The sequence below is a fragment of the Thermococcus nautili genome (genome assembly GCF_000585495.1).
GTDB lineage: Archaea > Methanobacteriota_B > Thermococci > Thermococcales > Thermococcaceae > Thermococcus > Thermococcus nautili.
In genome coordinates, this window is sequence record NZ_CP007264.1 from 316,024 (window position 1) to 342,250 (window position 26,227).

General features: G+C 55.8%; 30 protein-coding genes. 11 read left to right on the forward strand and 19 right to left on the reverse strand.

The features are described 5' to 3' along the window. Positions 1–71 precede the first annotated feature (71 nt). The 3 genes from BD01_RS01785 to BD01_RS01795 all read left to right on the forward strand — a co-directional run bounded on the left by BD01_RS01785 (position 72) and on the right by BD01_RS01795 (position 3,361). Positions 72–1,031: a hypothetical protein gene (locus BD01_RS01785; RefSeq protein WP_245599261.1), complete on the forward strand. Its 960-nt coding sequence runs from the start codon at positions 72–74 to the stop codon at positions 1,029–1,031. Continuing rightward, positions 1,028–1,969 (forward strand): hypothetical protein, encoded by a 942-nt coding sequence (locus tag BD01_RS01790; RefSeq protein WP_042689324.1) that lies wholly within the window; start codon positions 1,028–1,030, stop codon positions 1,967–1,969. Before BD01_RS01785 ends, BD01_RS01790 begins: the two co-directional genes overlap by 4 nt. A gap of 117 nt (positions 1,970–2,086) precedes the next feature. After that, entirely contained in the window at positions 2,087–3,361 is a 1,275-nt protein-coding gene (locus tag BD01_RS01795; protein ID WP_394296085.1) for a RuvB-like domain-containing protein, read from the forward strand. 30 nt (positions 3,362–3,391) lie between these two features. Here the strand turns inward: BD01_RS01795 and BD01_RS01800 are convergent, their stop codons facing one another. The 3 genes from BD01_RS01800 to BD01_RS01810 are packed head-to-tail and all read right to left on the reverse strand — an operon-like array spanning position 3,392 to position 5,335. Further along, complete coding sequence (locus BD01_RS01800) at positions 3,392–4,390, reverse strand: PIN domain-containing protein (RefSeq protein ID WP_042689329.1); 999 nt, start codon at positions 4,388–4,390, stop codon at positions 3,392–3,394. After that, a complete protein-coding gene (locus BD01_RS01805) occupies positions 4,377–4,874 on the reverse strand; it encodes a hypothetical protein (RefSeq protein WP_342665197.1) in 498 nt (165 codons plus the stop codon). Before BD01_RS01805 ends, BD01_RS01800 begins: the two co-directional genes overlap by 14 nt. Continuing rightward, positions 4,874–5,335 (reverse strand): DUF2284 domain-containing protein, encoded by a 462-nt coding sequence (locus tag BD01_RS01810; RefSeq protein WP_042689331.1) that lies wholly within the window; start codon positions 5,333–5,335, stop codon positions 4,874–4,876. Before BD01_RS01810 ends, BD01_RS01805 begins: the two co-directional genes overlap by 1 nt. A gap of 71 nt (positions 5,336–5,406) precedes the next feature. On the opposite strand from BD01_RS01810, the gene BD01_RS01815 reads away from it, so the two are divergent. Further along, on the forward strand, positions 5,407–5,958 hold the full coding sequence (locus BD01_RS01815; RefSeq protein ID WP_042689334.1) for a YbhB/YbcL family Raf kinase inhibitor-like protein: 552 nt from the start codon (positions 5,407–5,409) through the stop codon (positions 5,956–5,958). On the opposite strand, the gene BD01_RS01820 is transcribed toward BD01_RS01815, so the two are convergent. Together BD01_RS01820 and BD01_RS01825 are read right to left on the reverse strand one after the other, a co-directional pair. Then, on the reverse strand, positions 5,955–6,215 hold the full coding sequence (locus BD01_RS01820) for a hypothetical protein (protein WP_042689335.1): 261 nt from the start codon (positions 6,213–6,215) through the stop codon (positions 5,955–5,957). The genes BD01_RS01815 and BD01_RS01820 overlap by 4 nt on opposite strands. A gap of 99 nt (positions 6,216–6,314) precedes the next feature. Next, positions 6,315–6,782: a hypothetical protein gene (locus BD01_RS01825; RefSeq protein WP_449449434.1), complete on the reverse strand. Its 468-nt coding sequence runs from the start codon at positions 6,780–6,782 to the stop codon at positions 6,315–6,317. A gap of 82 nt (positions 6,783–6,864) precedes the next feature. Here BD01_RS01825 and BD01_RS01830 point away from each other — a divergent pair, with 82 nt between their 5' ends. Continuing rightward, positions 6,865–7,470: a glutaredoxin gene (locus BD01_RS01830; RefSeq protein WP_042689338.1), complete on the forward strand. Its 606-nt coding sequence runs from the start codon at positions 6,865–6,867 to the stop codon at positions 7,468–7,470. 61 nt (positions 7,471–7,531) lie between these two features. Beyond that, positions 7,532–8,257 carry an electron transporter gene (locus BD01_RS01835; protein WP_042689340.1) on the forward strand — a complete coding sequence of 242 codons (726 nt, stop codon included), beginning with the start codon at positions 7,532–7,534 and terminating at the stop codon, positions 8,255–8,257. On the opposite strand, the gene BD01_RS01840 is transcribed toward BD01_RS01835, so the two are convergent. The 4 genes from BD01_RS01840 to BD01_RS01855 all read right to left on the reverse strand — a co-directional run bounded on the left by BD01_RS01840 (position 8,240) and on the right by BD01_RS01855 (position 10,519). After that, on the reverse strand, positions 8,240–8,596 hold the full coding sequence (locus BD01_RS01840) for a thioredoxin family protein (protein WP_042689342.1): 357 nt from the start codon (positions 8,594–8,596) through the stop codon (positions 8,240–8,242). The two genes, BD01_RS01835 and BD01_RS01840, sit on opposite strands and share 18 nt — an antisense overlap. Before the next feature lie 66 nt (positions 8,597–8,662). Continuing rightward, positions 8,663–9,238, reverse strand: coding sequence for a hypothetical protein (locus BD01_RS01845; RefSeq protein ID WP_042689344.1), 576 nt, complete (start codon positions 9,236–9,238; stop codon positions 8,663–8,665). 11 nt (positions 9,239–9,249) lie between these two features. Next, positions 9,250–10,062 carry a sugar phosphate isomerase family gene (locus tag BD01_RS01850; protein ID WP_042689346.1) on the reverse strand — a complete coding sequence of 271 codons (813 nt, stop codon included), beginning with the start codon at positions 10,060–10,062 and terminating at the stop codon, positions 9,250–9,252. 70 nt (positions 10,063–10,132) lie between these two features. Next, a complete protein-coding gene (locus BD01_RS01855; RefSeq protein WP_042689348.1) occupies positions 10,133–10,519 on the reverse strand; it encodes a transcriptional regulator in 387 nt (128 codons plus the stop codon). 168 nt (positions 10,520–10,687) lie between these two features. On the opposite strand from BD01_RS01855, the gene hcp reads away from it, so the two are divergent. The 3 genes from hcp to BD01_RS01870 all read left to right on the forward strand — a co-directional run bounded on the left by hcp (position 10,688) and on the right by BD01_RS01870 (position 14,576). Next, a complete protein-coding gene (gene hcp / locus BD01_RS01860; RefSeq protein WP_245599262.1) occupies positions 10,688–12,061 on the forward strand; it encodes a hydroxylamine reductase in 1,374 nt (457 codons plus the stop codon). Between the two features lie 96 nt (positions 12,062–12,157). Next, complete coding sequence (locus BD01_RS01865) at positions 12,158–13,498, forward strand: DUF438 domain-containing protein (protein ID WP_042689350.1); 1,341 nt, start codon at positions 12,158–12,160, stop codon at positions 13,496–13,498. 1 nt (position 13,499) lies between these two features. Next, positions 13,500–14,576 (forward strand): M24 family metallopeptidase, encoded by a 1,077-nt coding sequence (locus BD01_RS01870; RefSeq protein ID WP_042689352.1) that lies wholly within the window; start codon positions 13,500–13,502, stop codon positions 14,574–14,576. On the opposite strand, the gene BD01_RS01875 is transcribed toward BD01_RS01870, so the two are convergent. Further along, entirely contained in the window at positions 14,573–15,034 is a 462-nt protein-coding gene (locus BD01_RS01875) for an Lrp/AsnC family transcriptional regulator (RefSeq protein ID WP_042689354.1), read from the reverse strand. The two genes, BD01_RS01870 and BD01_RS01875, sit on opposite strands and share 4 nt — an antisense overlap. 115 nt (positions 15,035–15,149) lie before the next feature. Between BD01_RS01875 and BD01_RS01880 the strand changes: the two genes are divergently transcribed. Both BD01_RS01880 and BD01_RS01885 read left to right on the forward strand, forming a co-directional pair. Further along, positions 15,150–16,487 (forward strand): leucine/methionine racemase, encoded by a 1,338-nt coding sequence (locus tag BD01_RS01880; protein ID WP_042689356.1) that lies wholly within the window; start codon positions 15,150–15,152, stop codon positions 16,485–16,487. 76 nt (positions 16,488–16,563) lie between these two features. Continuing rightward, on the forward strand, positions 16,564–17,862 hold the full coding sequence (locus tag BD01_RS01885) for a uracil-xanthine permease family protein (RefSeq protein ID WP_042689357.1): 1,299 nt from the start codon (positions 16,564–16,566) through the stop codon (positions 17,860–17,862). Positions 17,863–17,881: 19 nt separating this feature from the next. Here BD01_RS01885 and nuoI read toward each other — a convergent pair whose 3' ends face one another. From nuoI to BD01_RS01930, 9 genes are read right to left on the reverse strand one after another with little or no spacing between them, the layout of a single operon-like run. Continuing rightward, positions 17,882–18,559 carry an NADH-quinone oxidoreductase subunit NuoI gene (nuoI, locus tag BD01_RS01890; protein WP_042689359.1) on the reverse strand — a complete coding sequence of 226 codons (678 nt, stop codon included), beginning with the start codon at positions 18,557–18,559 and terminating at the stop codon, positions 17,882–17,884. A gap of 5 nt (positions 18,560–18,564) precedes the next feature. Beyond that, positions 18,565–19,749, reverse strand: coding sequence for an NADH-quinone oxidoreductase subunit D (locus tag BD01_RS01895; RefSeq protein ID WP_042689361.1), 1,185 nt, complete (start codon positions 19,747–19,749; stop codon positions 18,565–18,567). Positions 19,750–19,759: 10 nt separating this feature from the next. Then, complete coding sequence (locus BD01_RS01900; RefSeq protein WP_042689362.1) at positions 19,760–20,347, reverse strand: NADH-quinone oxidoreductase subunit C; 588 nt, start codon at positions 20,345–20,347, stop codon at positions 19,760–19,762. Beyond that, on the reverse strand, positions 20,338–20,916 hold the full coding sequence (locus BD01_RS01905) for a NuoB/complex I 20 kDa subunit family protein (protein WP_042689364.1): 579 nt from the start codon (positions 20,914–20,916) through the stop codon (positions 20,338–20,340). Before BD01_RS01905 ends, BD01_RS01900 begins: the two co-directional genes overlap by 10 nt. Before the next feature lie 3 nt (positions 20,917–20,919). Next, on the reverse strand, positions 20,920–21,819 hold the full coding sequence (locus BD01_RS01910) for a respiratory chain complex I subunit 1 family protein (protein WP_042689365.1): 900 nt from the start codon (positions 21,817–21,819) through the stop codon (positions 20,920–20,922). Further along, positions 21,820–23,685, reverse strand: coding sequence for a proton-conducting transporter transmembrane domain-containing protein (locus BD01_RS01915; protein WP_042689367.1), 1,866 nt, complete (start codon positions 23,683–23,685; stop codon positions 21,820–21,822). Further along, on the reverse strand, positions 23,682–25,169 hold the full coding sequence (locus tag BD01_RS01920) for a proton-conducting transporter transmembrane domain-containing protein (protein WP_042689369.1): 1,488 nt from the start codon (positions 25,167–25,169) through the stop codon (positions 23,682–23,684). Before BD01_RS01920 ends, BD01_RS01915 begins: the two co-directional genes overlap by 4 nt. Further along, entirely contained in the window at positions 25,166–25,522 is a 357-nt protein-coding gene (locus tag BD01_RS01925) for an NADH-quinone oxidoreductase subunit K (protein WP_042689372.1), read from the reverse strand. The genes BD01_RS01920 and BD01_RS01925 overlap by 4 nt, the downstream gene beginning before the upstream one ends. Continuing rightward, the gene (locus BD01_RS01930; RefSeq protein WP_042693102.1) at positions 25,519–26,226 is read right to left on the reverse strand and encodes a Na(+)/H(+) antiporter subunit B; all 708 of its coding nucleotides are present in this window, start codon (positions 26,224–26,226) and stop codon (positions 25,519–25,521) included. The genes BD01_RS01925 and BD01_RS01930 overlap by 4 nt, the downstream gene beginning before the upstream one ends. Between the last annotated feature and the right edge of the window lies 1 nt (position 26,227).

Consider the following 26,227-nt stretch of genomic DNA (forward strand, 5'->3'; position numbering starts at 1 on the left):
TGGTAATAATCGAGGTTCTCCGGTGTGAGCACTGTGGAGCACCGCTCGATGTAACCCCCGAGGATATAATAGTGGTCTGCCACTATTGCGGTTATCCCAACGCCTATGACAAAGTTTTCACGGAGAAGAACGTCTTCTTCGTTGAGAGCCTTCCCAAAAAAGAAATCCTTCGCCTTTTCTGGGAGCGGGTTAAGAAAGACCCTGATTACAGCGGGATACGGGGAAAGATAAAGGTTATCAAGGTTGAAGGGGTTTACGTTCCCTTCTGGTTTGGAATCGTTAAGGGGCAGGGCCAAATGAGATATGTCGTCTATGAGAAGAAGGGTAGCCAGACCAGAGCCGTTGTTAAATCTAGGAAATTCGACATGGAGTCCCTCGTCTGCGTTCCTGCCCGGAGAAGCGTCTATGATATTGCAGTTGAGACCTTGGCGCTAAAATTTGAACGATATGGGTATTTATCCTTCAAAAGGTTGGAGGATACGTTGAGGTATATGATGGACATTAAGCCGATAGCAGAGTTAACTCCAGATAAGTGGGGCAACCTTAAACTGACGTTTCTGAACGCTGACTTTGGAAAGGACTACGCCAGAATTGCCCTTCAGGACAGGGCTTCTGATGTTGCCAAAGAGCGCCGTGTTCCCGATGATGCTGAACTCCAGTTCTTTAGGTTCGAGGGGGAGACCCTTGACATGGCCCTCGTGTTTTATCCCCTATGGAAGGTCTATTATGACGTCGAGGGTGGGACGTACTTCGTCGCCTACGATGGTCACAGGGGAAAGGAAGTCCTGGCCGTTGAGCCCGTTAGGATATGGAGAAAGGTCTGGTATGCATTGGTTTCCCTACTTGGAATCTCTCTCGCGGGGCTTTTCTCTTCCCTCTACGGGAACATTGGCTACTGGAAGGCCCTCTCGGATGCAGGGAAGAGTGGACTGGGCATGCTTGTGCTTCCGGCGCTGGGAGCGTACATCGGCTTTGAGCTGGCAAGGGGCTATGGACGGAAAGTGGCCCGCGACGTGAGGGTTGAGAAATGAAAGTCCGGTGTCCCCATTGCGGTGCGGAGTTTGAAGCCAAGGAAGAGGGCATCGTGGTGTGTCCCTACTGTGGATTCCAGATAAAACTCGGCGAATCCAGAACGTTTACTTACCCCCTGCGGGTCGAAAATCCCTGGAACGTGCTGGCCTCGTTTATACGCCTTCAGCGCCTGTCCCCGACCGACGTTGAATGGAAGGCCCGTATCATTGAGAGAGAACTCCTCTATGTCCCATTTTATGTCTTCTTCGTGAAGGCAAAAGGCGTTGCCCGAAGGGGTATAATTTCCAAAGAAGGGGCAGGTTACGTTGAGTTCTTTAACTATGCCACCGTGCCCGCAGTCGAGGGCTTTGACGAGCTCGTTAACTACCCCTTACCCGTGAGAGGCAGGAGGTATTTCGATGGACACGTCAACGGCAGACTCCTTGAAAAGACGATTGAAGCCTCCGAGGCCGTGAAACGACTCAGGGATGAACTCAGAAACATCCTCAAGAACGAAGCGCGACGGTACTTCCACTGGAGCAACGTTGAGGTGGGAATGCCAACGTTTGATGTCCACCTTGACGGACTTGTCTATTATCCAATCTGGCGAATCAGGTATAAATATGGCTTTTTCACGTATCTGGCCTACATTGATGGGGCTGACGGTAGAGTTCCCTACGCTGAGTTTCCTGTGTCTCCTGTTAAACGAATGACGAACCTCTCCCTCGGATTTCTGCTCCTGGCCTCGGGGTTTTTAATCGGCAAGTTCCTGTATTCGTATGGTGTAACAGCCCCAATTGGTTCCGTTGCAACTGCGATATGGGCTTCATATCCCTCTTTGAAGAGGGCCTTTATGGTCAAGGGCAGGGCGAGTGAGCACAGGCTTTTGTCTGAGGTCGCGGGGGATTACATCCCAGAGGACGAGGTCTTTAAGACAATACGGCGCTTCCTGAAATAACGCCGTCCGTCAAATTTTTAAATCCCCTCTTTTAGTTACCTTCGGAAAGATTAAGGGGGTGAGACCTTGCCGGCGGTCATAGAGGAGGTCGCCAAGGTTTCATTCGAGAGGGTTGGAATGCACTCCCACATAAAGGGCCTCGGCCTTGACGAGAACGGAAGGGCCAAGTTCATCGCCGACGGTATGGTCGGTCAGGTTAAGGCGAGGGAAGCTGCCGGAATAGCGGTCGAGCTCATAAAGCGCGGGAAGCTCGCCGGCAAGGGAATCCTCCTCGTCGGCCCGACCGGGAGCGGTAAAACGGCGATAGCGATGGGCATAGCGAGGGAACTCGGCGAGGACGTTCCCTTCGTCCAGATAGCGGGAAGCGAGATTTACTCGGCCGAGGTCAACAAGACGGAGTTCCTCAAGCAGGCGATGAGGCGGGCGATAGGCGTTAGAATCAGCGAGGAGAGGAAGGTCTACGAGGGCGAGGTCAAGAAGATTGAGATAAGGCGCACGAGGCACCCCTTCAACCCCTACGTCGAGATTCCTGAGAGCGTCATCATAACCCTCCGCACGAGGGACGACGAGAAGACGATAAGGGCCGGCAGGGAGATAGCCTACCAGCTCATGGAGCTCGGCGTTGAAGAGGGTGACGTCATACAGATTGACGCCGAAACGGGCAAGGTCTCGAAGGTCGGGACGACGAAGGAGGAAGAGGGGCTCTTCTTCAAGCGCAAGGTCAGCCTTCCGAGCGGTCCGGTGCTCAAGATAAAGGAGTTCACCTACACCGTTACGCTCCACGACCTTGACGTTGCCAACGCCCGCGGAAACATCTTCGGCCTGCTCTTCAGCACTGGGGCGGAGATAAGCGACGACGTCAGGAGGCGCGTCGACGAGACTGTTAAGAGCTGGATTGAAGAGGGAAGGGCCACGCTCGTTCCGGGAGTGCTCTTCATAGACGAGGTCCACATGCTCGACATCGAGGCCTTCTCATTCCTTGCGAGGGCCATGGAGAGCGAGCTCGCGCCAATTCTCATCCTGGCCACCAACAGGGGAAGGACGAAGATAAGGGGCACCGACATCGAGGCACCGCACGGAATACCCGTTGACATGCTCGACAGGTTGCTCATAATCAACACCGAACCTTACAAGAAGGAGGAAATCAGAGAGATAGTCAAGATTCGCGCAAGGGAGGAGAAGATTGAGGTGAGCGAGGAGGCCATAGAGTACCTCGCGGAGCTCGGCGAGAAGACCAGCCTGCGCTACGCGGTTCAGCTCCTCGCCCCGGCGAGCGTCTTGGCCAAGGGCGGAAGGGTCGAAAGGGAGCACGTCGAGAAGGCCAAGGAGTACTTCGCCGACCTCAGGAGGAGCATCGAGTTCGTCGAGAAGCTCGAGGGAATGCTGAGCTGATTTTCTCTGTTTTCCCAACATAATTCTAATTCATTCCATAATCTTCACCAGCTCCCTGCTCAGCTTGAGGTGGAATATGAACTCGTTGTAAACTCTATCCTCCCGCTCGAAAACGAGCTTGAGCTCATCGAGGTTCGCCTTGCCTCCAAACTCACCGAAGACGAGGATTCCGTTGAGCTCTATCACACCGAAGACTGCCGCGAGATTGAAAAGGAGCGTCCTGAGCTGGTAAGCCGAGACCTCGTGTTTTCCAAGTTCCTCCCTTGGATATTTAAAGAGGAAGTACTCAAGTCCCTCCATCTCCGCCACGTCGGTTATCGCTATGTCTGCCGTCAGGAAGACGAGCAGGGTGGGCGTCATTCTGTCGTACCTCTTGAGGGACTTGACGATAATCTCGTCGTTGTTGTGGGCCGGCTCGCTCACGCTCTCGGCGATGATTATCCTCGGCTTCAGCCTCTCGAACTCCTTCAGGGCTATGTATGCCGCTTTCCGGCTCCTCTTCGTCCGCCTGTTGCTGAACTCCCTCAGGAGGTGGGCGTTGAGAACCTCACGTGAAATCTCCTCAAGCTGTTTGTGCCTGTACTTGTAGTTCATCGCGTCCTCGATTTCCTTCTTGACGCCCTCGGCGACGACTATCTGATAACCCTCAAGCGGTCTGTATGAGGATATGAAGCGGTGGTAGAAGAGGTTCGTATCGGGCGCGAATGCAACGCCTTTCTCCAGCCTCTCGTAGAGCTCCAGCGTCCTTTCAAACTCGTCGAGGTTGTCGTAGCGGAGGATTCCGGCGGAGATGAAGCACTCATAGAAGTCGCTCCACGTCGGGAGTTCTGAGGAGAGCCTTGGCGGAACGCGGGCGTTGAAGGTCTTCCTGTCCGTCAGGACTTCAAGGTTATAACCTCTCTCGCTCGGCTCCGCCCGGAGGAGAGGAAGGCCGTAGAGCGGGTAACTCACCCGTAGCTCGCCCCTCTCGGCGAGGACGTTCATGAGGACCTGCAGTTCTGGCTTCACTATGACCTCAGCGGGCCTCATCTCCATCCCCCAGGAAGTTCTTGATGGGTTGCATGTGGGTTGGAATCATCATGTAGGGCCTGTCCGGGAAGTCCATGTCGAGCAGGCCCATGTAAACTATGAACGACACAGGGAACTCCCGAATCTGGACTATCGCGGCCGCGACCAGAGCCTTCCTGCCGGAGGTTATGTCGAGGCCTATCCGGTAACCCTCGCGTTCGAGCTTGGTGAAGAGCTCCTTGAACTTCCTGTCGGCCTCGAAGAAGCCGTAGTCTTTAATCACCACGGTCTCAATCCTCGGCCTGAGGTTGTAGGCTTTGGATATGGCCTCTATGGCCTTCACCACCTTCGGAAGGAGGTTCCTGTAGCGCTCCTCGGTGAATACATAGACCCGCCGGATTTCCCGCTTTCCCTTGCCCTCCTTCAGGACTTTGTAGTAGGTGTTCACGACCGCCCAGGGCGAGCGACCGAGCAGGGTAACGTACGCTATGGGTGCCATGTTCATCACTCCACCAGTATCATTCCGTAAAGGACGCTCTCTGAAAAGTCTATTTGAACCAGCGAGCTGATTTCAATCCCGATGGCGTCGAGGCTCGGCCGGACTTTCGTTGGAAGCCGGCAGGGCCCACCGCGCTCGAAGGGGCAGTCCGGGCAGAGGTTGCAGTTGCCGGGGAAGAGGGCCATCGCGTAGAGCTTTCCTTCCCTGAAGAGCTCGGCCTCGCGCTTGAGCAGATATAGGATTGCCTCCCGTTTCTCCTCCTCGAAGCGCTCCATGTCAATTTCGAACTTTATGATGATGGCCCTGCTGAAGTGGCTCACCCACTCCTTTGCCTCCCTCCAGTCGGGGGCGTGGGGAGGACAGCTCGGCCTCTTCCCGTACATCGGGCAGGTTCGACACTTCCAGACCGGTCTTGGCGAGATGACGATTTTCTCGGCCGGTATCTCCTTCTCCCAGAGCATGCGCATGGTAGGTTAAACGCCGGCGGAGTATTTAACGTTGGCGCAACCCTTTTACGGATGAAGACATAGGTTTGAACATGAGGACATGGATACCTCTGCTAATAATCGCGCTTCTAATCGGGTCGGGCTGTATAAGTGGGGGAGGTGAGAAAACGACCGCACCTAAGACCCTTGAGGTCGGTTCAGTCTTCCACAACGGGAGCTACATCCCCGTTAAGTTCACCTGCGACGGAGAGGACATAAACCCGCCGATATTCATCGGTAACATCAGCGAGAAGGCGAAGAGCCTTGTCATAATCGTGGACGACCCCGATGCTCCCGCGGGAACCTTCACTCACTGGATTGCCTGGAACATTCCGCCGGTGGGCGAGATTCCCGAGGCGGTTCCGAAGGTCGGCGAGGTTGAGAAGCCGATTCCGATGGTTCAGGGAAGGAACGACTTCGGGAGGATAGGCTACGGTGGTCCCTGCCCGCCTGGGGGGAGTGTTCATCACTACCACTTCAAGGTCTATGCCCTCGACACGACGCTGAACCTTCCGCCGGGGGCGACGAGAAAAGAACTGGAGAAGGCCATGGAAGGCCACGTTATCCAGTGGGGAGAGCTCGTGGGGCTCTACAGGCGGAGTTAGGTGCTTTTCTTTTCCCTCAACTTCACCACGAGGTTTATCGCGCTCTGCAACGCCGCGAGGAAGTTCAGGGCGAAGAATATCCAGTCCCCGATTATGTAGGAGTATATCGTCAGCAGGGTCGAGGCGGTCACGTAGATTATTATGAACTGCATGTTCAGGGGACACTTTCTCGTCCTTATTGTTTCCAGGGTCTGAGGAACCCAAGCGCTCACGAGGAGCAGCATTCCGAGCAGTCCGATTATCTCTCCACCGTTCATGGTCTCACCCGGGATAAAAACGGGCTCCACTAAAAAAGGGTTGTGGCGGGGTTTCTGTCAAAAACGGCAGATAAAACGGCTGGTTTTAACTTCCTCGCGCTAAAGCTCGCTCGCGAGCATTGAGGTTGCCCACGTTTTGACGTCCTCGTCGAGGATGTCTTCTATGAGCTTCATCGCTCTATCGAGTTCACCCTTCCTCGCGAGTCTGAGCGCGACCTCCGCCTGCACCTTCGACCTGTTGGCGAGGTCGGTTATATGCTCCGCTATGTAGAGGGCGTCGTCGAACTTCCCCATCTCAAGGAACTCAAAGGCCAGCCCCATCAGGTTCTTCGTCGGGTTCTTTGTTGATAGTGCCGTCTCTATCGCCCTGTCAAGGGCATCCCTGTAATCCTCTCCCTCCTTCGCCATCTCCACGACTATTCCGTTGACGGCCTTGGAACGGACGCTCCCGTCAGGTATTCCCCCGGCGAGCTTCATAGCCTCGTCAAATTTCCCTGCCTTCACGAGCTTCATGACTGCATCGTAAAGGGCCCGCGAGCGGTACCATGCCTGCATGAAGACCCCCATATCATTATGACCCCGCCCGATTTAAGGGTTCTGGTTGTGTTAACTTTATAACCTCTCCATTGGATAGAACACCGGTGGTCTGATGAAAAAGGCTGGAGTGCTCCTACTGTTGCTGGTTCTCCTCGGTTTCTCCGCGGGCTGTATCGGGAGCAACGGCACGACGGGCACTTCTTCAACATCGACAACCTCAAAACCGGCCTACGTTGACGTCAACGGCACGAGGATTTATCTGAACGAGATTCACTTCTACATGTACGGTATGAAAACCTGCCCCCACTGCCGGCACATGCACGAGTGGATTCCCCAGGAGTACGGCGAGAAGGCCTTAACCTACTACGAGCTCGTGGGCAACCAGACTAACATGATGCTCTTCAACGAGCTCGCCCAGCTCACGGGCATAACCGGCGTTCCGGCGATAGCGATTACCTACAACGGAACCCTCTACGCGGTCATAGAGGGAGAGTTCAACGTGACCGCAACGCCCGAAATAATCGCGACGGCAATCAAGAACGACGGCGTGCTACTCCTAACCGGCAAGACCTACCTGCTCTCATACAAGGACCCCAAGGCCAAGCTCGTCATCAATGCCCTCTACACGATATTCGTGAAGCACCAGTCGGTTGACGTCCAGAAGATTTTCAATGAGCTGAAGGCCAACTCAACATCGACCGGGAACTCGACGGGCTGACCTTTCGTTTTCAACCTTTCGTTTTGGAAAGGGTGAAAAGCCCTTTCGGGTATTCTCAACCATGAAGAGCGAAATCAAGGCCCTCGCGATAATCCTGCTGGCTTCCTTCGGGTTAAGCGCCGTAGTTCTCTACCTCCTGGGCATTCCGGGCTTTATCCCCAAGTTCTACGCCCTGGCGATGAGCGACTCGATAAACCCATGCACCTTTGTGATTTACACCATGCTCCTCATCGCGATATCAGTGAGGGAAGTGTCGCGGAAGAGACTTTACATCATCGGCTCGGCCTTTATCCTGGCAGTTTACGTCTCGTACTACCTCCTCGGCGTCGGCCTGCTCTTTCTGGGACAGTACATCCCCCTGTGGCTCGCCGGAGTCTTTGCGATAGGCTTCGGAGTCTACACAATAGTCACGGGGATAATGGAGCGCTCGAGGATAGGCGACAAGGGGAAGATAAGAAAGAAGATATTCAGCGCCGACGCGACCTTCGCGGGTTCGTTTGCCCTCGGCGTCATTGTCTCGACGACGCTCCTCCCCTGTTCCGCCGGCAGTTACCTCGTCTACGCGACGATAATAGCCCACGGGAGCAGGGCCCTCGCTTTCTTCCTCCTGGCCCTCTACAACGTCATTTTCGTGCTTCCCCTCGTCGTAATACTCCTCGCCATGGGGAGCGTGAGCGAGAGCAAGCGCTTCTCCCAGGCGATGGTCAGGCACAGCATGGAGCTTTCCGTCATCGCGGGAATTCTGCTCATTGCGATAGGCGTCTGGGTTTTATCGGGGGGCTCCTAACCCGAGCCGTTCCCTGACCCTTTTCTCGAACTCCGCGAAGTTTGGAACCCCAATGAACTCCACTCTGTTGTCGATGAGTATCGTCGGCGTTCCGAGGATGTTGTGTTCCATGGCTTTCCTCTGCCCCTCTGGCGTGGCAACGCTGAGCTCCCTGGCCACGACACCCTCATACTTCCCCTCAAGTTCTTTGGCCATCTGGACGGCAATCGGACAGTAGGGGCATCCCGGGGCCGTTATGACCTCGATGACGACCTTACGTTTCGGCTTTACCTCAATCATGCCCGCTCGCTTCATGAGTTCAAGCATCTTCTTTCTCCTTATCATCTCCAGCTCGTCCATACTATCACCTGAGGGAGAAATCCGCAGAAAAATTAAAACGCTAACGGCGGAAATCTGCAAAACTCTTCAATCAACGGCGTTCAGGTGAATCGCGAGCAGAACCGCGAAGAGCACCGCGAGCGCTATGTGGGCCTTTTTCCAGCGCTGGTACATCTTCACGTATCTGGCAACCTCCTCCTTCCGTCCGGTCTTTGCAAGGGCGAGTATCTTCCTGTTTATCGCCCGGCCAATGAAGCCGAGGACGTTGAGGGCAATGAGGGTTACTCCCATCGCAAGACCAGCGATGCCACCGATTCCCACGTAGTTCCCGCAGGAGAGGAAGTGGACGAAGACCAGAACCGTTCCCGTTATCGTCAGGGCGTGGTGAACCGTCATTGGGGATACCGGGCCTATAAAGGTCACGTACGGGTGCTCGGGCTGGATTTCAAAGCCCCACTTATCGTCCTTGCGGTGCTTTATCAGGAGCTTTCGCTTCGTGAGGGCGTAGTAGACAACGCCCGCGCCAATCAGCACAACGCCGAGTACCGCGAACGCTGTATAGCCGGCATCGTACTCGTTCTCGTCCTCCCCGTACTCGTCGGCAAGGGCAAGGGGGAGGAGCAGAAGCATCAAAACGAAAAAGACGGCGAGCTTTCTCCTCATATTGACACCTCTCAGATTGTTTTACTGCCCAGTCCGCATATGCCCGCGAAGGGACAGACCGAGCAGTCCTCTGTGTAAGGCTTGAGCGGGGGTTCGCCCTTTACGGCCCTTGTTATCTCCCTCGCCCTTTCCATAGCTTCATCGTCGCCCTGAAGCACGAGGGTGACGCTTCCCTCAGCCCCTCCAGCGCCACCTGAGGCTATGGGTACCGCCTCCACTCCTGCAAGTATCTTGTAAGCCTCGACCTCCGTCACAGGGTGTGAGTGAGGTATCGGGACGAGCGCCGCGTAGAGGCCCGTTCCCCAGTCGAAGGAGTATATGCCCGTGAGCTTGGCACTTTCCTCAACCGGCGTTGGCACGAACTTTTCAAGGCTCACAGGGGTGATTGTGAAAACCCCCTTCGTTATCGTCCATCCGAAGGTCTTGCCTATCGTTCCCCCGTCCGGAGCCGCGGCAAAAACCGCGACGTTCCAGTTTATGTCGATGGCGTTGGCGCCTTTGATAAAGACGTCCTTCGGGCCCATTCTCCGGAGGGCCTCCTGAGGGTCGTCGAAGGGCTCTCCCCGGTACAGAACGAGGTGCTTTGGCCACGTTTTTTTCGGAGTAACACAGGTTCTTCCATTGCTTATTGTCCCAATCGTCCACTTCTCCTTCTCTATTTCCTTACCCAGTATCTCTTCCGCAATGTAAGCGGCAGTTGTTCCCGTCGCTATGTAAACGAAGCCCTCCTTCAGCGCGCGCTGAACTTCCGGCATGGCAACAACGGCCTTCGCTATGAGCCTCTTGCTCTCGGGTGGCGTCAGGGTAACGAGCGCCCTTTTCACGTTAATCACCTGGCTAAAATACGCATCGAAAGGTATAAACCTTCTCTTAGAGGGTCCGAGAAGCCTTAGCTCAGCCGAACAACTCTATGCAAACCCTGCACTCGACGGGGTTCACCTCGGGGTCTATCTTGGCGTGGAAGGAGCAGACGTAGCCCTTGCCGAGCATCTTGAGGGCTATGCCGATGAGTCTCATGTGAATGTCGTATTCGCTCGGCCGGAACTCCGCTATCTCCTCGGCAAGGGTTCTTAGCTCGTCGTCAATCTCCCTGAACTTTGAAACGTCTATGAGGGCACCCCTGTCCATATTGAGGTAGCGCGAAACCGCCGACTGGGTGACGTGAAGGAGCTCCGCTATCTCGGTCTGCTTCAACCCCCTCCCCCGGAGGTGCTCCACGAGGCGTCTTCTGAGGGAGGGGTAAACGTAGCGGGATGCGACCTCGAAGGCGTTGACCTTCATATGCAAAACATGACCCGCGGAATACTTAAGGCTTTTGGTCCTTTTGAAAACTTAGTCGGCTTATTTTTGTTGATTTGTAAACCGAGAGCTGGCCTTGTTCTGGATAAAAAATTTAAATCACTTACCATAACATTCATATGACAAGTGTCATAATAAGGGGGTGGAAAGATGGCCGTGAAGGTTCCGAAGGGCGGAAAGGAAGCGGGCGTTCTGATGAGGTGCGACCAGTGTTCGATGAGCCTGCCAGGAGGGTGTACCTTTAGGGGAATCTGTGGCAAGGACCCCGACCTGAACTCCCTTCAGGAGGCTCTCATCTACGGAATAAAGGGAACCGCCGCCTACTATTACCACGCCTACGAGCTCGGCTACAAGGACGATGAAATCGGCTTCTTCCTGTCAAAGGCCCTCTACTCAACGCTCACCAACGTGAACTTCGACAAGAACCGCTTCCTTGAGCTCATCCTTGAGAACGGCAGGATACACCTTAAGGCGATGGAGCTCCTTGACAAAGCTTACACCGAGACCTACGGAAACCCGGAGCCGGTCAAGGTTCCGACCGGAACCGACGAGGGGCACGGAATTCTCGTCACCGGCCACACCTACAGGGCGCTCTACGAACTCCTCAAGCAGATAAGGGAGATGGGCCTCGAGGACCAGATTAGGGTCTACACCCACTCCGAGATGCTTCCGGCCCACTCCTATCCGGAGTTCAGGAAGTTCAAGTCCCTTTATGGCAACTGGGGCGGTTCGTGGGTCTACCAGAGGAAGGAGTTCACCGAGTTCCCGGGTGCAATCCTCGGAACCAGCAACTGCGTCCAGCAGCCGCCGAAGAGCTACGCCGACAGGATGTTCACCACCGACATAGCGGGCCTTGAGGGCGTTCCCCACCTCGAGAACGACTACGAGCCCCTCATCAAGCGCGCGCTCGAGACGCCGAAGATGGAAAAGAGGGACGACGGCTACATCGTCACCGGTTTCCACCACACCAACGTGCTCCCGCTTATGGATAAGCTCATCGAGCTCATAAACGAGGGCAAGATAAGGCACGTCTTCGTCATAGGTGGCTGTGACGTCCCCAACCCGAAGATGAGCTACTACGAGAAGCTCACCGCGATGGTGCCCGAAGATGCCATAATCCTCTCGGCCGCGTGCGGTAAGTTCCGCTACAACAGGCGCGACTACGGCGAAATCGAGGGAATACCGCGCTTCATGGACTTCGGCCAGTGCAACAACGTCTACTCGATAATCCAGATTGCCGGGGCACTCGCGAAGGAGCTGGACGTCGGCCTCAACGAGCTCCCGGTCAGCATAGTCCTCAGCTGGATGGAGCAGAAGGCCATCGGAATCCTCTACAGCCTGCTCTACCTCGGAATCAAGGGCATCTACATCGGACCCAAGGCTCCTGAGTTCTTCACGCCGAACATCTTCGAGACCCTCAGGAAGAAGTTCGACCTCAGGCTCATAAGCGAGCCCGAGGAGGACTTAAAGAGGATGCTCAACTCCACCACCGCTGTGAGCGAGGATTCGCCCCTGCTCGACTGATTTCATATCTCCCTTTTCTTCGTGTTCTTTCATACACATTTCTGCCCAGAAAGACTTAAATATGTCCCCCATGACATTTGTCATGAAGGTGGTATCATGACCGAATTGCTCTCAAACCGCGAGCAGAAGAAGGAAGCCCTGAAGGCCCTTCTCCTCAGGATTCATAACGGTGAGGATGTTAATTCACTTAAGGAGGAATTCCGGGCAGTTCTAAGCTCGATATCTCCCCTTGAAATTCCAATCATCGAGCAGGAGCTCGTGAAGGAAGGCGTTTCCGCCAAGGACATCGCCAAGATGTGCGACCTTCACGTCGAGCTCTTCAGGGAGGCGGTAAAGGGAACGGACGAGGTTGAGGAGAAAGAACTTCCTGAGGGGCATCCCCTCTGGGTTCGCTACATGGAGAACAGGGAAATCCTCAAGGACGCTGAGATGCTGAACCTCTACGCGAGAACCCTTGCAACGACGAGAGATGAGCGCATGAGGGAGGAAATCCTCGGAGTTCTGGAGGAGATAGTTGGAAACCTCCGGAAGGTCGGCTTCACCCACTACAACCGCGACGAGATGCTGACGTTTCCCTACATTGAGAGGAGGGGTTTGACGGCAATAGCAACTGTCCTCTGGACGAAACACGACGAGATAAGGTTCATGCTAAAGCACCTTTACGGACTTCTGGCCCGGAGGGATGAGATGCCCTGGGAGGGGTTCGTTGAGCGCTTCAAGGCGAAAGCCGGCGAGGCATCCTTTGCGCTGAGCGACATGGTCTTCAGGGAGAACAACATCTACTATCCAACCCTCAATGCCCTCCTCAGCGACGGCGAGTGGAAGGCAGTAAGAATGCAGGACGACGAGATTGGTTACTACAAGGTGAACCCGCCTGAATGGGACCCGGGAGAGGACGTTAAACCGCTCCAGCCCTGGCAAATCAACCCGGAGCTGAGCGCTGAGGAACTGCTAAGCCTTCCAAAGGAGGTTCAGCAGGCCCTTAAGGGCCAGCCCCTGGAGTTTGACAAAGGCCAGCTGAGGCGCGATGGAGACCTTGACCTCGGCACCGGTTTCGTGAGCGTCGAGGAGCTTAAGGCCATATTTGAGGCCCTCCCCGTTGACGTTACCTTCATAGACAAGGATGACCGCGTTCGGTTCTTTTCCCCGGGCGAGAGGATATTCACAAGGACGCCGTCGATTCTCGGACGACCGGTCCAGCTCTGCCACCCTCCGAAGAGCGTTCACATCGTTAACAAAATCCTGAGGGCCTTCAAGGAGGGCAGAAAAAGGGAGGCAACGTTCTGGCTCAGGCTTGGCCCGAAGTACGTCTACATCAAGTACGTGCCCCTCTTTGACAGGAACGGGAACTACCTGGGAACCCTTGAGATTACGATGGACATCGGAGAGTATAAGAGGATAGAGGGCGAGAAGAGACTGCTCGACTGGAGGGATTGAGATGCGCGGGGATGAGAGAATCTTTAAAAAACGAGTTGAGCGCTTTCAGGAGCTTTTGAGGGAGAACGAGATAGACGGTGCCGTCATCAGGACGCTGTCCAGCTTCATATACTTCACCGGAACCAAGTGGCTCAGGCCGAGTCTTCTCATACCCGCTGAGGGAGAGCCGGTCGTTTTCGTTGTTAAGGGTGAGGCGGAGCTGTTCAAGGAGAGGAGCTGGATTGAGAACGTTGTTGAGTATCAGCGCGTTGAAGACCTTATGGCCGGTGTCGTCAGCTGGGTCCACAGGAACGGTATGGAGAGGGTCGGCCTCGAGTTCGGGGTCGAGAGGGACGCCTACCTGATATTCCTGAAGATATTTGAACGCCTAAACCCGACTGTGGAGATAGTGGACGTGCTCGACCTCACGATGAGCCTGAGGATGATAAAGGACGAGTGGGAGCTGGAGAACATCAGGAAGGCGGGAAAGATAGCGCGGAAGGGAATGAAGGTCGCCGGGGAAGTCATAAAGCCCGGTGTCAGCGAGCTGGAGATAGTGGCAGAGATAACGAGGGAACTCATGCTCAGCGGGAGCGAAGAGCCTAAAGTGTACGTCTCAACGACTCCAAGGGCCCACGCCGAGCCTTTCCGCGACCTGAAGGTTCCCGAAAACGGCGTCGTTACCGTCGTCATCGGAACCGACTGGAACCACTACTACGCCAACACCGCGAGGACTTTCATCGTTGGTGAACCCGGCGAGAGAGTTAAGAAAGCGATGGAAGTCAAGATGGAAGCCTACAAACTCGCTCTGGAGGAGACGAGGGTTGGGGCCCCGATAAATGCAGTTGAAAAGAAGATTGCCAGCCTTTTCAAAGAGAGGGGCTTTGGGGACGCGTACATAGCCGGCTACACACACGGCGTTGGTCTGCTCGTGGAGGAACCTCCAATAGCGACGATAGTGGTTCCGCAGAGGGCCACCAGAGTACAGGAAAACATGGTTCTCACGATAATACACCCACCTCTAATGATTCCCGAAGGGGCAATAAAGCACGAGGACACTTACATCGTCAAAAAGGATGGGCTGGAGAAGGTGACCTAAAACACCCTCGCGTAGCCCCACTTCTTCACGCTCGTGAGGATTGATGTCTCTGTGCTCTTTATCCCATCTATCCTACCGAGCTTTTCAACGAGGAAGTTCTCAAGTTCCTGCAAATCCCTTACCGTCACCTGCATCAGTATGTCGTGGGCCCCGGTCGCTATGCCCAGGACGTCCACCTCCGGGAGCTCCTTCAGCTTCTCAACGGCTTCCTTTATCTTGCTCGGCTCAACGTCCACCGCTATAAAGGCCACTATTGAGTAGCCGGCCTTGAAGGGGTTTATCAGCGCCGCGAACTTCCTTATAACGCCCCTCTCAACAAGCTTTTTAACCCTGAGCCTGACCGTCGATTCCGGCACCTTAAGCCTTCTCGCTATCTCCGAATAGCTGGCTCTCCCGTCCTCCTGGAGGATGTGAAGTATCGCCCTGTCGAGTTCGTCAAGTCGTTCAATCTCAGCCATTTTGGCCCACCAATTTTGAATTTTTGTGATGTTATTTTTAAAGTTTTCCGCTAATTTCGCAAAAATTAACCGAAATTCCTATTAATTCCAAACGCATATGGTTAACGGTGGTCCCATGTTGCTCCCAAAGGATGAGGTTATTCAGGGCTACTCCCGCTACATCTCGCGCGCATCCCACGTTACCTACGCCCCAATCGTCCCCTACAAAGCTCGAAACGCCCTCGTCTGGGACGTTGAAGGGAGGGAGTACATAGACTTCCTGAGCGATGCGGCCGTTCAGAACGTCGGGCACAACAACCCGAGGGTTGTCGAGGCAGTCAAAAAGACAGCTGAGAGGTTGCTTCACTTCACCTTTATCTACGGCTTTCCGGCTGAGCCGTACCTTCTCGCCCGGAAGCTGAGCGAACTTGCACCGGTTGAGAACGCGAAGGTTGCCTTCGGCCTCAGCGGGAGCGACGCTAATGACGGGGCCATAAAATTCGCGAGGGCCTACACTGGAAGGAGGTCGGTAATCGGCTACCTCAGGAGCTATTACGGCTCCACCTACGGGGCCATGAGCGTTACCGGTCTCGATTTTGAGGTTCGCTCGAAGGTCGGCCAGCTCAGCGACGTTCACTTCATCCCCTACCCCAACTGCTACCGCTGTCCCTTCGGGAAAGAACCGGGGAAGTGCCGTATGGAGTGCCTTGAGTACCTCAAGGAGAAGTTCGAGGGCGAGGTTCACGCTGAGGGAGTAGCTCTTCTCTTAGCTGAGCCGATACAGGGCGATGCCGGAATGGTGGTTCCGCCCGAGGGCTACTTCAGAAAGCTCAAAAGGCTCCTCGACGAACACGGCATTCTCCTCGGCGTTGATGAAGTCCAGAGCGGTCTCGGGAGGACGGGCAGGTGGTTCGCCATCGAGCACTTCGGCGTTGAGCCCGACATCATAACCCTCGCAAAGCCCCTTGGCGGTGGATTGCCTATAAGTGCAATCGTCGGAAGGGGGGAGATAATGGATTCCCTGCCCCCTCTCGGCCATGCATTCACCCTCTCAGGAAACCCCGTCGCGAGCGCCGCGGCTTTAGCCGTCATCGAGGAAATCGAGGAGAAGAACCTCCTTCAGAGGGCCGAAAAGCTCGGGAAGAAAGCAAAAGAAAGGCTTGAAAGAATGAAGAAGAGGCACGAGCTCATCGGCGACGTCCGCGGGCTTGGCCTGATGCTCGGCGTTGACCTCGTTAAGGACAGGGAAACCAAGGAGAGGGCCTACGACGAGGCCAAGAAGGTCGTCTGGAGGGCCTACGAGCTGGGGTTAATAGTGGCCTTTCTCCAGGGCAACGTGCTGAGGATTCAGCCCCCGCTGACGATAGAGGAGGAGCTCCTTGAGGAAGGCCTTGACAAGCTTGAAGAAGCAATTGAGGACGTTGAAGAAGGCAGGGTTTCAGATGAAGTCCTTGAAAAGGTGCAGGGGTGGTGATTGACAAAAGCCTGCTTATTCTCAACTTTTCCGAAAACTTTTTATACAACTACCTACACAGCCCGAGCGGGCTTCAATGGAAAGCCTGGAAAACGCAAGGAAACCCGTTCTCAAAGTGGGGATAGAGGATAGGGTTGAACCTTCCAAGGCTTTGGTTTTTGGCCTTCAGCACGTTCTGGCGATGTTTGGGGCGACGGTGACGGTGCCTCTTGTAGTAGGCGGGGCGATAGGGCTCAGCGGTTCCCAGATAGCGACGATGATACAGGCCGTCCTGCTGGCGATGGGAATAGCAACGCTTCTCCAGACGACGATAGGCTCGCGCTATCCGATAGTCCAGGGTTCGAGCTTTGCCTTCATCCCTGGGCTGATAGCGATTGGCTCAAGCATTGGAATGGCCGCGGTTCAGGGGGCGCTAATCGTTGGCGGGCTGATTGAGGCCCTAATCGGCTGGCTCGGAATAATCGGAAGGGTCAGGAAGCTCTTCACGCCCCTCGTTACTGGGGTTACGATAACTCTCATTGGCTTCAGCCTCGCCGACGTGGCCGTTAATAACTTCTTCAACGCCTACGCCGACCCCTCCGGCGGGACCGTCGGAAGGGCCGTGCTTGTGGGTCTGATAACGTTTCTCACAACCCTCTTCGTTGCACTGAGGGGAAGGAGAACGAGGGCAATGCCGGTCGTTGTGGGTGCCCTCGTTGGCTACGCGGTGAGCTTTCCCCTTGGCCTCGTCAACCTAAACCTCGTGGAAAGCCTTCCTGCTCTAAGCGTTCCCAAGCCGTTCCCCTGGGGAGAGCCGGTATTCGATTTAACAGCGATAGTGCTCCTCCTCTTCGCCTTCATGGTCAGCATCATCGAGAGCGTTGGTGACTACCACGCGATAGCAACGGTTACCGGTTCCGAGATAACTGAGGGAAGGATAGCAAGGGGTATAGGCGCTGAAGGCCTCGCCTGCTCGGTAGCCGGTTTCCTCGGGGCCTGCGGAACCACGAGCTATTCAGAGAACATAGGTGTCGTTGCCCTTACCAAAGTTGGTAGCAGGCACGTGGTTCAGGTGGGGGCGGTTATCCTGATTCTCCTCTCGCTCCTCCCGAAGTTCGCGGGAATCCTCGCCTCAATGCCCGCCCCGGTCCTCGGCGGCCTGACGCTGGCCCTCTACGGCATGATAAGCGTTACTGGACTTAGGCTGATAAAGGAAAAGGTTGAGTTCAACGACAGGAACACGCTGATTCTCGCGGCCTCGCTGATAGCCGGGCTTGGCGCACCGCAGCTACCGCCTCAGCTCCTTGAATCCCTTCCAAGGCTCGTTTCGAGCATACTCGAGTCGGGAATGGCGGTAGGAGCCCTGACTGCAATAATCCTGGAAAGAATCCTTTAAAGGGGAAGAAAAGAGGGGCTCAAGCCCCTTCCTTCTTCTCGGCCGGCTTTGATTCCGTCTTTTCGGCGGGTTTACTGGTCTCCTTCTTTGCAGTGGACTTGGTGGCAGGTTTGGCAGGGGTGGGCTTCTTGGGTGGCCTTATGCCGTAGCCAAGTATCTTGAACTCGAAGACCTCTCCGTCGCGGAGGTGGTAGCGGTAGGTTCCATCGCCGAGCTTCTCAATCTTGACGACCGGGAAGCGGTAGTCGCCGTACTTCTCGTTGAGCTCCCTGACCTTGTCCGGGTGAATCGGCACCCAGTTGAAGAGCTCAAGGGCATCCTCAGTTCCGTCGGTCGTCAGGATGTAGGCCTCGCTGAAGCCGAGCGCTCCCGTTGGGCAGACGTCGACACAGAACTGGCAGAACGTACAGCGACCGTAGTCAACCTTCGGGTGGGGCCTCTTCTCCATCTTGCCGTCCACTTCGAGCCAGGTCATCTCTATTGCCCTCGCCGGGCATATCTGACCGCAGAAGTTACAGCCCACACATTTCTTCCAGTCGAGCGTGTGGAATCCCCTGTACTTTGGAGCCGGCTCTATCTTCTCGAAGGGTATCTTTATCGTCACGGGCTTCTTGAAGAGGTACTTGATGCCCATCCAGGGCTTGACGAAGGACTTCTTGAGCTTGACCTTTTCCTCACCAACGACTCTCGCGGGCATCGTCATCACCTGTCTATGTCGGGCGGACAGTTGTCAAGGGTCTTCAATATGACCGGCACGTCGGCGAGGCGGGCTCCCTTGAGGAGCTCCTCAAGCACCGTAACTCCGTGGCTCTGGCTCGGTCCACGGACGTGGACGCGGTAGGGCTTGTGGCTTCCGTCGCTGACGACGTAGGCTCCGAAGTCTCCCTTGGTGCTCTCAACGTGGGCGTAGGCGTCTCCTGCCGGAACCTTGAACCTCGGCAGGTTCTTGAGCTTGGGGTCCTGCACCATGTAGGGCCCGCTCGGCGGCCCCATGTCGAGAAGCTGTTCGAGTATGTAGAGGTCCTGCTCCAGCTCGTACCTCCTGACGAGAACGCGCGCGAGGCTGTCTCCTTCCTTCAGGACCGGAACCTCGAAGTCGAGCTCTGGGTAGAGGTAATAGGGGTCGTCCTTCCTGACGTCGTAGGGAACTCCCACGGCCCTGAGGTTCGGCCCGGTGACCGCGTGCTTGAGGGCGAACTTCTTGTCCATCACGCCAACGCCTTCAGTCCTCTCGAACATAATGTAGTTGTCAAAGAGTATCTCATCGAAGTCCTTGAGCTTGGACTTGATGTACTCAACGGTGTCCCTCAACTGCCTCAGCCACTTGTCTCCTGGGATGTCCCTCCTGACTCCTCCGGGGACGGTGTAGATGTGGTAGACCCTTCCGCCGGTGAGCTCCTCAAAGAGGCGCATGAACCTCTCACGGTAGGCGGCGGCCCACTGGCCCGGGGTGTAGAGGCCTATCTCGTTTCCAAATCCCATTATCCAGAACATCCAGGCTGAAACCCTCGCCATTTCAAGCACAACTGTCCTAATCCATATCGCCCTCTCAGGAACCTCCCAGCCGACTATTTCATCAACGGCCATTGAGTATATGTTTTCCGGAACGTCGCTCTCGGGAACACAGATACGGAGGAGCAGGGCGATGTTAGTGAAGTAGGGCCTCTGCTCGGCGAGCTTCTCGAAACCGCGGTGCAGGAATCCGGGGTTAACTATGGCCTTCTCTATCCTGTTGCCGTCCATCTTGAGGATTATGCTGAAGTTCTCGGTCGCCATGTGCTGTGGACCGAAGAACAGCTCATAGGTGTCCTTGGCTATCGGGGTCAGGTACATGTCGTGCTTTCTCGCTTCCTCCCTAAGCTCCTTTGGAACCTCCAAATTCGCCATGAGCATCACCTCATATCACGTAGTTCGTCTTACTCTCATCGTACCTGTCGAAGTCATCACCGTAGATTGTCTTGACGTAGCTAAGGGTGTTGAAGTCCTTCCTGAGCGGGTGCTTCTCGTATTCGCGCGGCTCGAGTATGAACGGTCCGAGCCTCGGGTTGCCCTTGAAGTTTATGCCGAAGAACTCGTGTGCCTCCCTCTCGTAGGTCTCTGCAACGGGCCAGATGTCCATGGCAGTCGGCACCTCTGCGTTCTCCCTTGGAACCCTCGTCCTGACAAATGCATGAACGCTCTCGCTGACGCTCCAGAGTTGATAGACGAGCTCGAACTGGTTCTCCTTGAGCCAGTCAACGACGCTTATCTGCATGAGCATCTCGAACCTCTCGCTGGCAAGCTCGAGGAACTCGTGTATCCTCTCGGCAGGAACCTTGAACTCTATCCTCTTCTCGCGCCTGACGCTTCCCTCCGCGTAGGGGGCCTTCTCGAGGAGCTCCTTCACGAGCCTGCCCTCCTTGGTGTTCGGGAGCTCGGGCTTTTTCTCCTCGGCCTTCTCAACGGTTTCAACCTTGTTCTCAACCTTGTTATCGTTCACAGCCATGCCAACCACCTCTTGGCGTCCTTCTCACGCCATCCCTCTCCAAAGAGCTCGTCCTGGTTCTTCCTGTACCACTCGTAGTTCTCCCTATAGCGCTTCCAGCCGTCCGCTTCCCCGCTCTCTATTTTCCTCATTATCTCCTGGATTCCGTCCATAACCGCCTCGGGCCTCGGCATACAGCCGGCTATGGCAACGTCTATCGGGATGTACTTGTCAAGCTGTTTGACGACGTTGTAGGAGTCCCAGTAGACGCCGCCGTTGATTGGGCATGAGCCGTGGGCGAGGATGTACTTGGGGTCGGGCATCATCTCGTAGGTTATGATGATTCTCTTCAGCGTTTTTGGCGTGACGTAGCCCGTAATCAGGAACAGGTCTGCCATCCTTGGGGATGGGTTCGGCATCATACCGAATCTCTCAATGTCATAGCGAGCTGTAAAGAGGGGCGGCATCTCTATGCCGCCGCACCCGGTACAGAACGCCACCAGCCAGATGCTCTTCTTTCTCGCCCATCTGAAGAGCGGCTCGAAGAGCTTGAACTCCTTGAGCTCGTAGCTTATGAAATCCTCTCCCATCTTTCACCACCCCATCGTGAGGATTACGGCTATTATTCCCAGTATGGTCGGCCACTTCCAGAAGAACTTCGCGGCCTGGTCGATGGTGAAGCGCGGGTAGATGCTGGCGACGAATATCGCGATGAAGAGCACCGCTATCTGCTTGACGAGGAGCTCGAGCAGGTTACTCGCTCCGCCGAGGAAGAGCACGGCGAAGAACGCGGTCTCGGCGAAGAGCTGAACCGCGTGCTGGGTGAAGAGCAGTGCCGCGTGCTTGCCGCCATACTCGACCATTGGACCCATCGAGATTTCCGCGGGGGCGGTGATGATGTCGAAGGGCTCGAGGCCGAGCATCGCCTGGAAGACTATGTCGAAGACGATGAAAGCTAAAAGCAGCGCTGGAACGGTTATGCTCCAGCCGTGAACCCCCTGGAGTGCCACTATGTTGCTCAGCTTGAAGGTTCCCCAGTGCTGGATTAATGCTATCAGCGCGAGACCATACGGTAACTGCATGGCAACCATGGTGAGCAGACCACGCTGGACACCGACCGCTGAATAGGGGTTGCCCGAGCTCATGGCACCGAGCATTATCCCGAGCATCGGCACCTCAAGGAGGTAGGCGACAACTATCAGGTCGGCGTTGCTGCTGAAGAGCTGGAAGTTGGCGATGGGTATGAACAGGAGCGCCGCTATGCTCGCTCCGAGGGCAAAGACAGGTCCGAAGTCGTAGATGAAGCCGTGGCTTATGCTCTCCTTCTTTCCGAGGAGCTTGAGGGTATCGAGGATTGGCTGGTAGATGGGCGGCCCAACGCGCCTCTGGATTCTCGCCATGGCCTTCCTCTCGATACCCATGAAGATGAAACCCATGAAGGTGGCGTAGATTATCATGCCGATGGCCTCAAGTGCTAACTTCCAGTCGAACATTCACAACACCCCCCACAGTGCTAGGATTAGGAGTACCACCGCAAGATACCAGGCGTAGCTCTGGACGTTTCCGTTGTAGAACCCTTCCCTCAGGGAGTCAGCGAAGTCCTCGAACATGCCGGCGAGGCGCTCGTAGAACCTGTCCCAGCTGTACTTGAGCCAGAAGTCAAGGGCTTCAGCGAGAGGCCTGTAGAAGTTTCTCCTCATGCTGAGGTTGTAGTCCTCGGTGACTGGGTTACCTGACTGATAGGTGTCTGTAACTGGAACCTTCCTGGCCTTGGCTCCGTAGATGAATATGAGTCCCGCTATTGCAAGGCCGAGGGTCAGGATTACGGTGACGAGGAGGGCGTTGTAGGTTCCAGTTGGGGTTACGAGCTTGAAGTAGTCACCGCCGACGGGAATGTGGATTTGGAAGAGAGAGTACATTATGTCATCAATGAACTTCACCACGAGGCCCGGGGCGATACCGAAGACGAGGTTCGGGATAGCCAGTATCGCCATGCCTATGAGGAGCGGGAGCGGTGCTTCCTTGACGTCCTCAAGGTCGCTCGGTCTCTGGCCGAACCAGACCGCGTAGAGGAACCTGACGACGTAGGCGAAAGCGAGACCGCTTCCAAGGAATATCGCGCCCGCGACCAGTGGCATGTGGGCGCTTATGGCAGCTTCGTAGAGGAGCCACTTGCTGGCGAAACCTGCCATCGGCGGGATTCCGGCGAGGCTGAGGACTGCTATGAGGGCCATCGCGAAGGTTATCGGCATCTTCTCCGCCAGACCGCCGAAGTCCTCGAACTTGGTCTTACCGGTTCTCAGGATAAGCGCCGCGACGACGAGCCAGAACAGGCCCTTGAAGACCGCGTGGCTGAGGACGTGGAAGAGGGCTCCAACGAATCCAAGTGAGGTGCCAATACCGAGACCTAGGAGGATGTAGCCGACTTGGCTGATTGACGAGTAGGCGAAGAGCTTCCTGATGTCCTCCTGAAGGACTGCGAGGAAGCCAGCGACGACGACTGTTATCGCGCCGAGCCATGCTATGATGTACCCAAACACGAGATGGCCGTGCCAGACTCCAAGGGCGTAGTAGAGCTTGGCACCCATCAGGATGTAGATGAGCAGGAAACCATAGGCTCCGGCCTTGCTGAGGGCTCCGCTGAAGAAGGTAGTGTAGCTCTGGTCAACCTTGCTGTAGGCGCCGGGTGCCCAGACGTGGAGTGGAACGGCACCTGCCTTGACGCCGAAGGCCGTCAGGAACAGCAGGAACACGAGAGCTGTGAGACCCTTGCTCATGCTTCCGAGCATTGCGTCCATGTAGAGCGCCTGCCTGATTGCCCCGAAGTCGAGCGCTCCGGTCTTTGCGTAGAGTATACCAATCGCTATGAGCATCGCGTAGGCACCGATGACGCTGAGCACGAAGTACTTGAGGGACTCGTGTCTGTTCCTCTTAAGCACCATCATGAAGCTCGCGAAGGTCATGAGCTCCCAGAACAGGAAGAAGCCCACGAAGTCCTGGCTGAGGAAGACTCCCAGCACTCCGGTGTAGCTCATGAGGGCGAAGAGCCACTCGTAGGAGCTCCTTGAGGTGCTGGCCATTCCAAAGGCCATCGCAACGCCGACGAGCGAAGCCACCGCCGCGAAGTACCAGGTGATTGTGTTGAGCTGGAAGAGCAGCTTAAAGCCGCCAATCGTTATAGTGTGGGTCACGGTTTCGGGGTTGCTACCAGCTATCGTTGAGTAGTACTTGGCGAGTATCCCAAGGGGAACCGCTGCACCAAGGATTCCAACAATCTCGCGTATTCCCCTGATGTCAAGGGCCCAGGCTATGAAGCCAGCCACCAGAGGTGCGAAGAGCATTATCATGAGCTCGTTCATGCTCCCACCCCCATCAGCGGGACGTTCTTAATGTACTGGGCGACGTTGAAGATGTCGCTTCCGGCCTTCTGGGAGACGCTCCAGAGGTAGTTCGGGTAGACGCCTATTGCTATTACGAGCACCACCAGAAGGACGACTATGGCCATCAGAGGCACGCTCTCCGAAATCCTCTCGCCCTCTCCCTCGAACCAGATGGCGTGAATCAGCCTGAAGTAATAGACCGCCTCCACGACGCTGGCCGCGAGGACGAGGAAGGCCGCCCAGGTGTAGCCGACTTCAATGGTCGCCAGGATTATCCTGAGCTTGCTCCAGAATATGTTGAACAGCGGTATTCCCACGGCCGCCATTGCTCCTACCGTTATTCCGAAGGCGGTAACCGGCATCCTCCTGCCGAGTCCGCGGAAGTTCTCAATCTCGGCCCCTCCAAGCTGTACGGCAACGTAGCCAACGCCGAGGAACAGGAGAACCTTCACTATCGCGTGGTTGACCATCTGGAACACTCCAGCGTCAACGCCCGCCTGGGTTCCGAGGGCGAAGGCGAGCGCTATGAGTCCGACCTGGCTGATTGACGAGTAGGCTATCATTCTCTTGACGTTCCTCTGCCTCAACGCCGAGAACTCCGCCACGACGACGGTGAGGGTGGCCATCACTACGAGGAGCCTGAGGACGTTGTGCCAGGTTCCGACCGAGCTCATGAGGTAGAGAACCCTGGCCATCGCGTAGAGGCCGGCCTTGACGACGAAGGCCGAGAACATGGCCGTTACCGGGTGCGGTGCGGCCTGGTATGCATCGGGCGCCCAGGCGTTGAGCGGGAAGAGCTCCGCCTCGACGGCAAGGCCAAAGATTATGAGAGCCAGTCCGACCTGGGCAACGGTCGGGTTGATGTGGCCGGCGAGCTGGGCTATCTGGGCCATGTTGAGTGTTCCGGTGGCGCCGTAGATTAGCGCGACGCCGATTAGGAAGAAGCTCGAACCGATTCCTCCGAGAATCATGTACTTGAGCGAGGCTTCAGCAGCTTCGCCGGTCTTGTTGTAAGCCGTCAGCGCGTAGGCCGTTATGGCGGTTATCTCCATGAAGACGAAGAGGTTGAAGATGTCACCGGTCGCTATCATTCCAGTGGCTCCGAGCATCAGCAGGAGGAACAGCATGGCGTACTTGTCTATGGGCTCAACATCGATTGCCTTGAAGTTGAATACCGCCATGAGGAAGCTCGCTAAGGCCACTATGAGCACGAAGAGCGAGGCGAAGTAGCCAAGGTAGAGGTTAATTCCGACCGGGGGCTTCCAGCCACCTGCGATGACGATTATAGGCTTTCCTGTTGAGTAAACCTCCTGGAAGACCCACGCCGCTATCCCGGTCTGTATCGCGGTGATTATCAGCACGTAGGTCTTTATCGCCTTCTTCCCGAGCCCCTTAATCAGGGGAACGAAGAAGGCACCGAGGAGAGGTAATGCTATGAGGAGTGAAGCGTACTGCCCGTTCATCCTCTCAACCTCCTTATCTCCTCAATGTTGAGGGTTCCGTAACGCTTGTAGAGGACTATAACCGCGCTGAGGGCCATAGCGGTTGTGGCAACGCCTATGACTATCGCCGTCAGAACGAGCGCCTGCGGAATCGGGTCAACGGCCTGGTTGGGCCCTATTCCCTCGCTCAGAATCGGCGCGCTCCTTCCGGAGATGTAGCCTATGCTGACGAGGAGCAGGTTAACGCCGGTTTCCATGATGCTGAGCCCAATGAGCATCTTGAGGATGTTCTTCTTGACGAGTATCGCGTAGAGGCCTATGAGCACGAGGGCAATCGCGCCGAAGTAGAATGCACTGATGTGTGGCACGCTCATTCGCTCACCTCCTCCTTGAGCATGTTGTCGATGATTCCGCTGAGCTCGGTGCCGACCTTGAGGCCTATGATGGTGTATATTATCGGTATGAAGCCACCGCTGAAGAGCCTGCCGATGTTGTCGTGTCCCCAGCCCCAGGTCTGCCATATCCAGTCGAAGAGGAAGTAACCGCCTATCGCGAGGCCTATGAGGCCGACGATGACGTAGCCCATTCCAACGAGCCCCTCGGTCTTCTCAAAGGCCTTGTGCGGAATCTCATACATGGTGAATGCCATGTAGAGCAGCAGGAACGCCGTCGCTATGGTGGCTCCTCCCGGGAAACCTCCACCCGGGGTCAGGTGTCCGTGGATGAAGATGTAGGCGCCGAAGAGTATCACGAAGGGGACGAGGAGCCTTGTTCCTGTGGTGAGAACGATTGAGCCCTCGGTCTTCGCGGTTCTCCTCTTCTTCCTCTCCCAGAGAAGCGCTCCAACACCGGTGGAGGCTATGAAGAGGACTGTGACCTCACCGAGGGTATCGAAGCCACGGTAGTTGACGACAACAGCGGTAACGGCGTTGACGGAGCCCGTCTGCTCCTTAACATGGTCGAGGTAGTACTGTCCGACGAGCATTTTATCCTGGCCGAAGGGAACTCCAGCGAGTCCCTGGGCGAGCCAGTAGCCGATGATAAGCAGGGTAATTATCGCGAGACCCCTCTTCAGTATG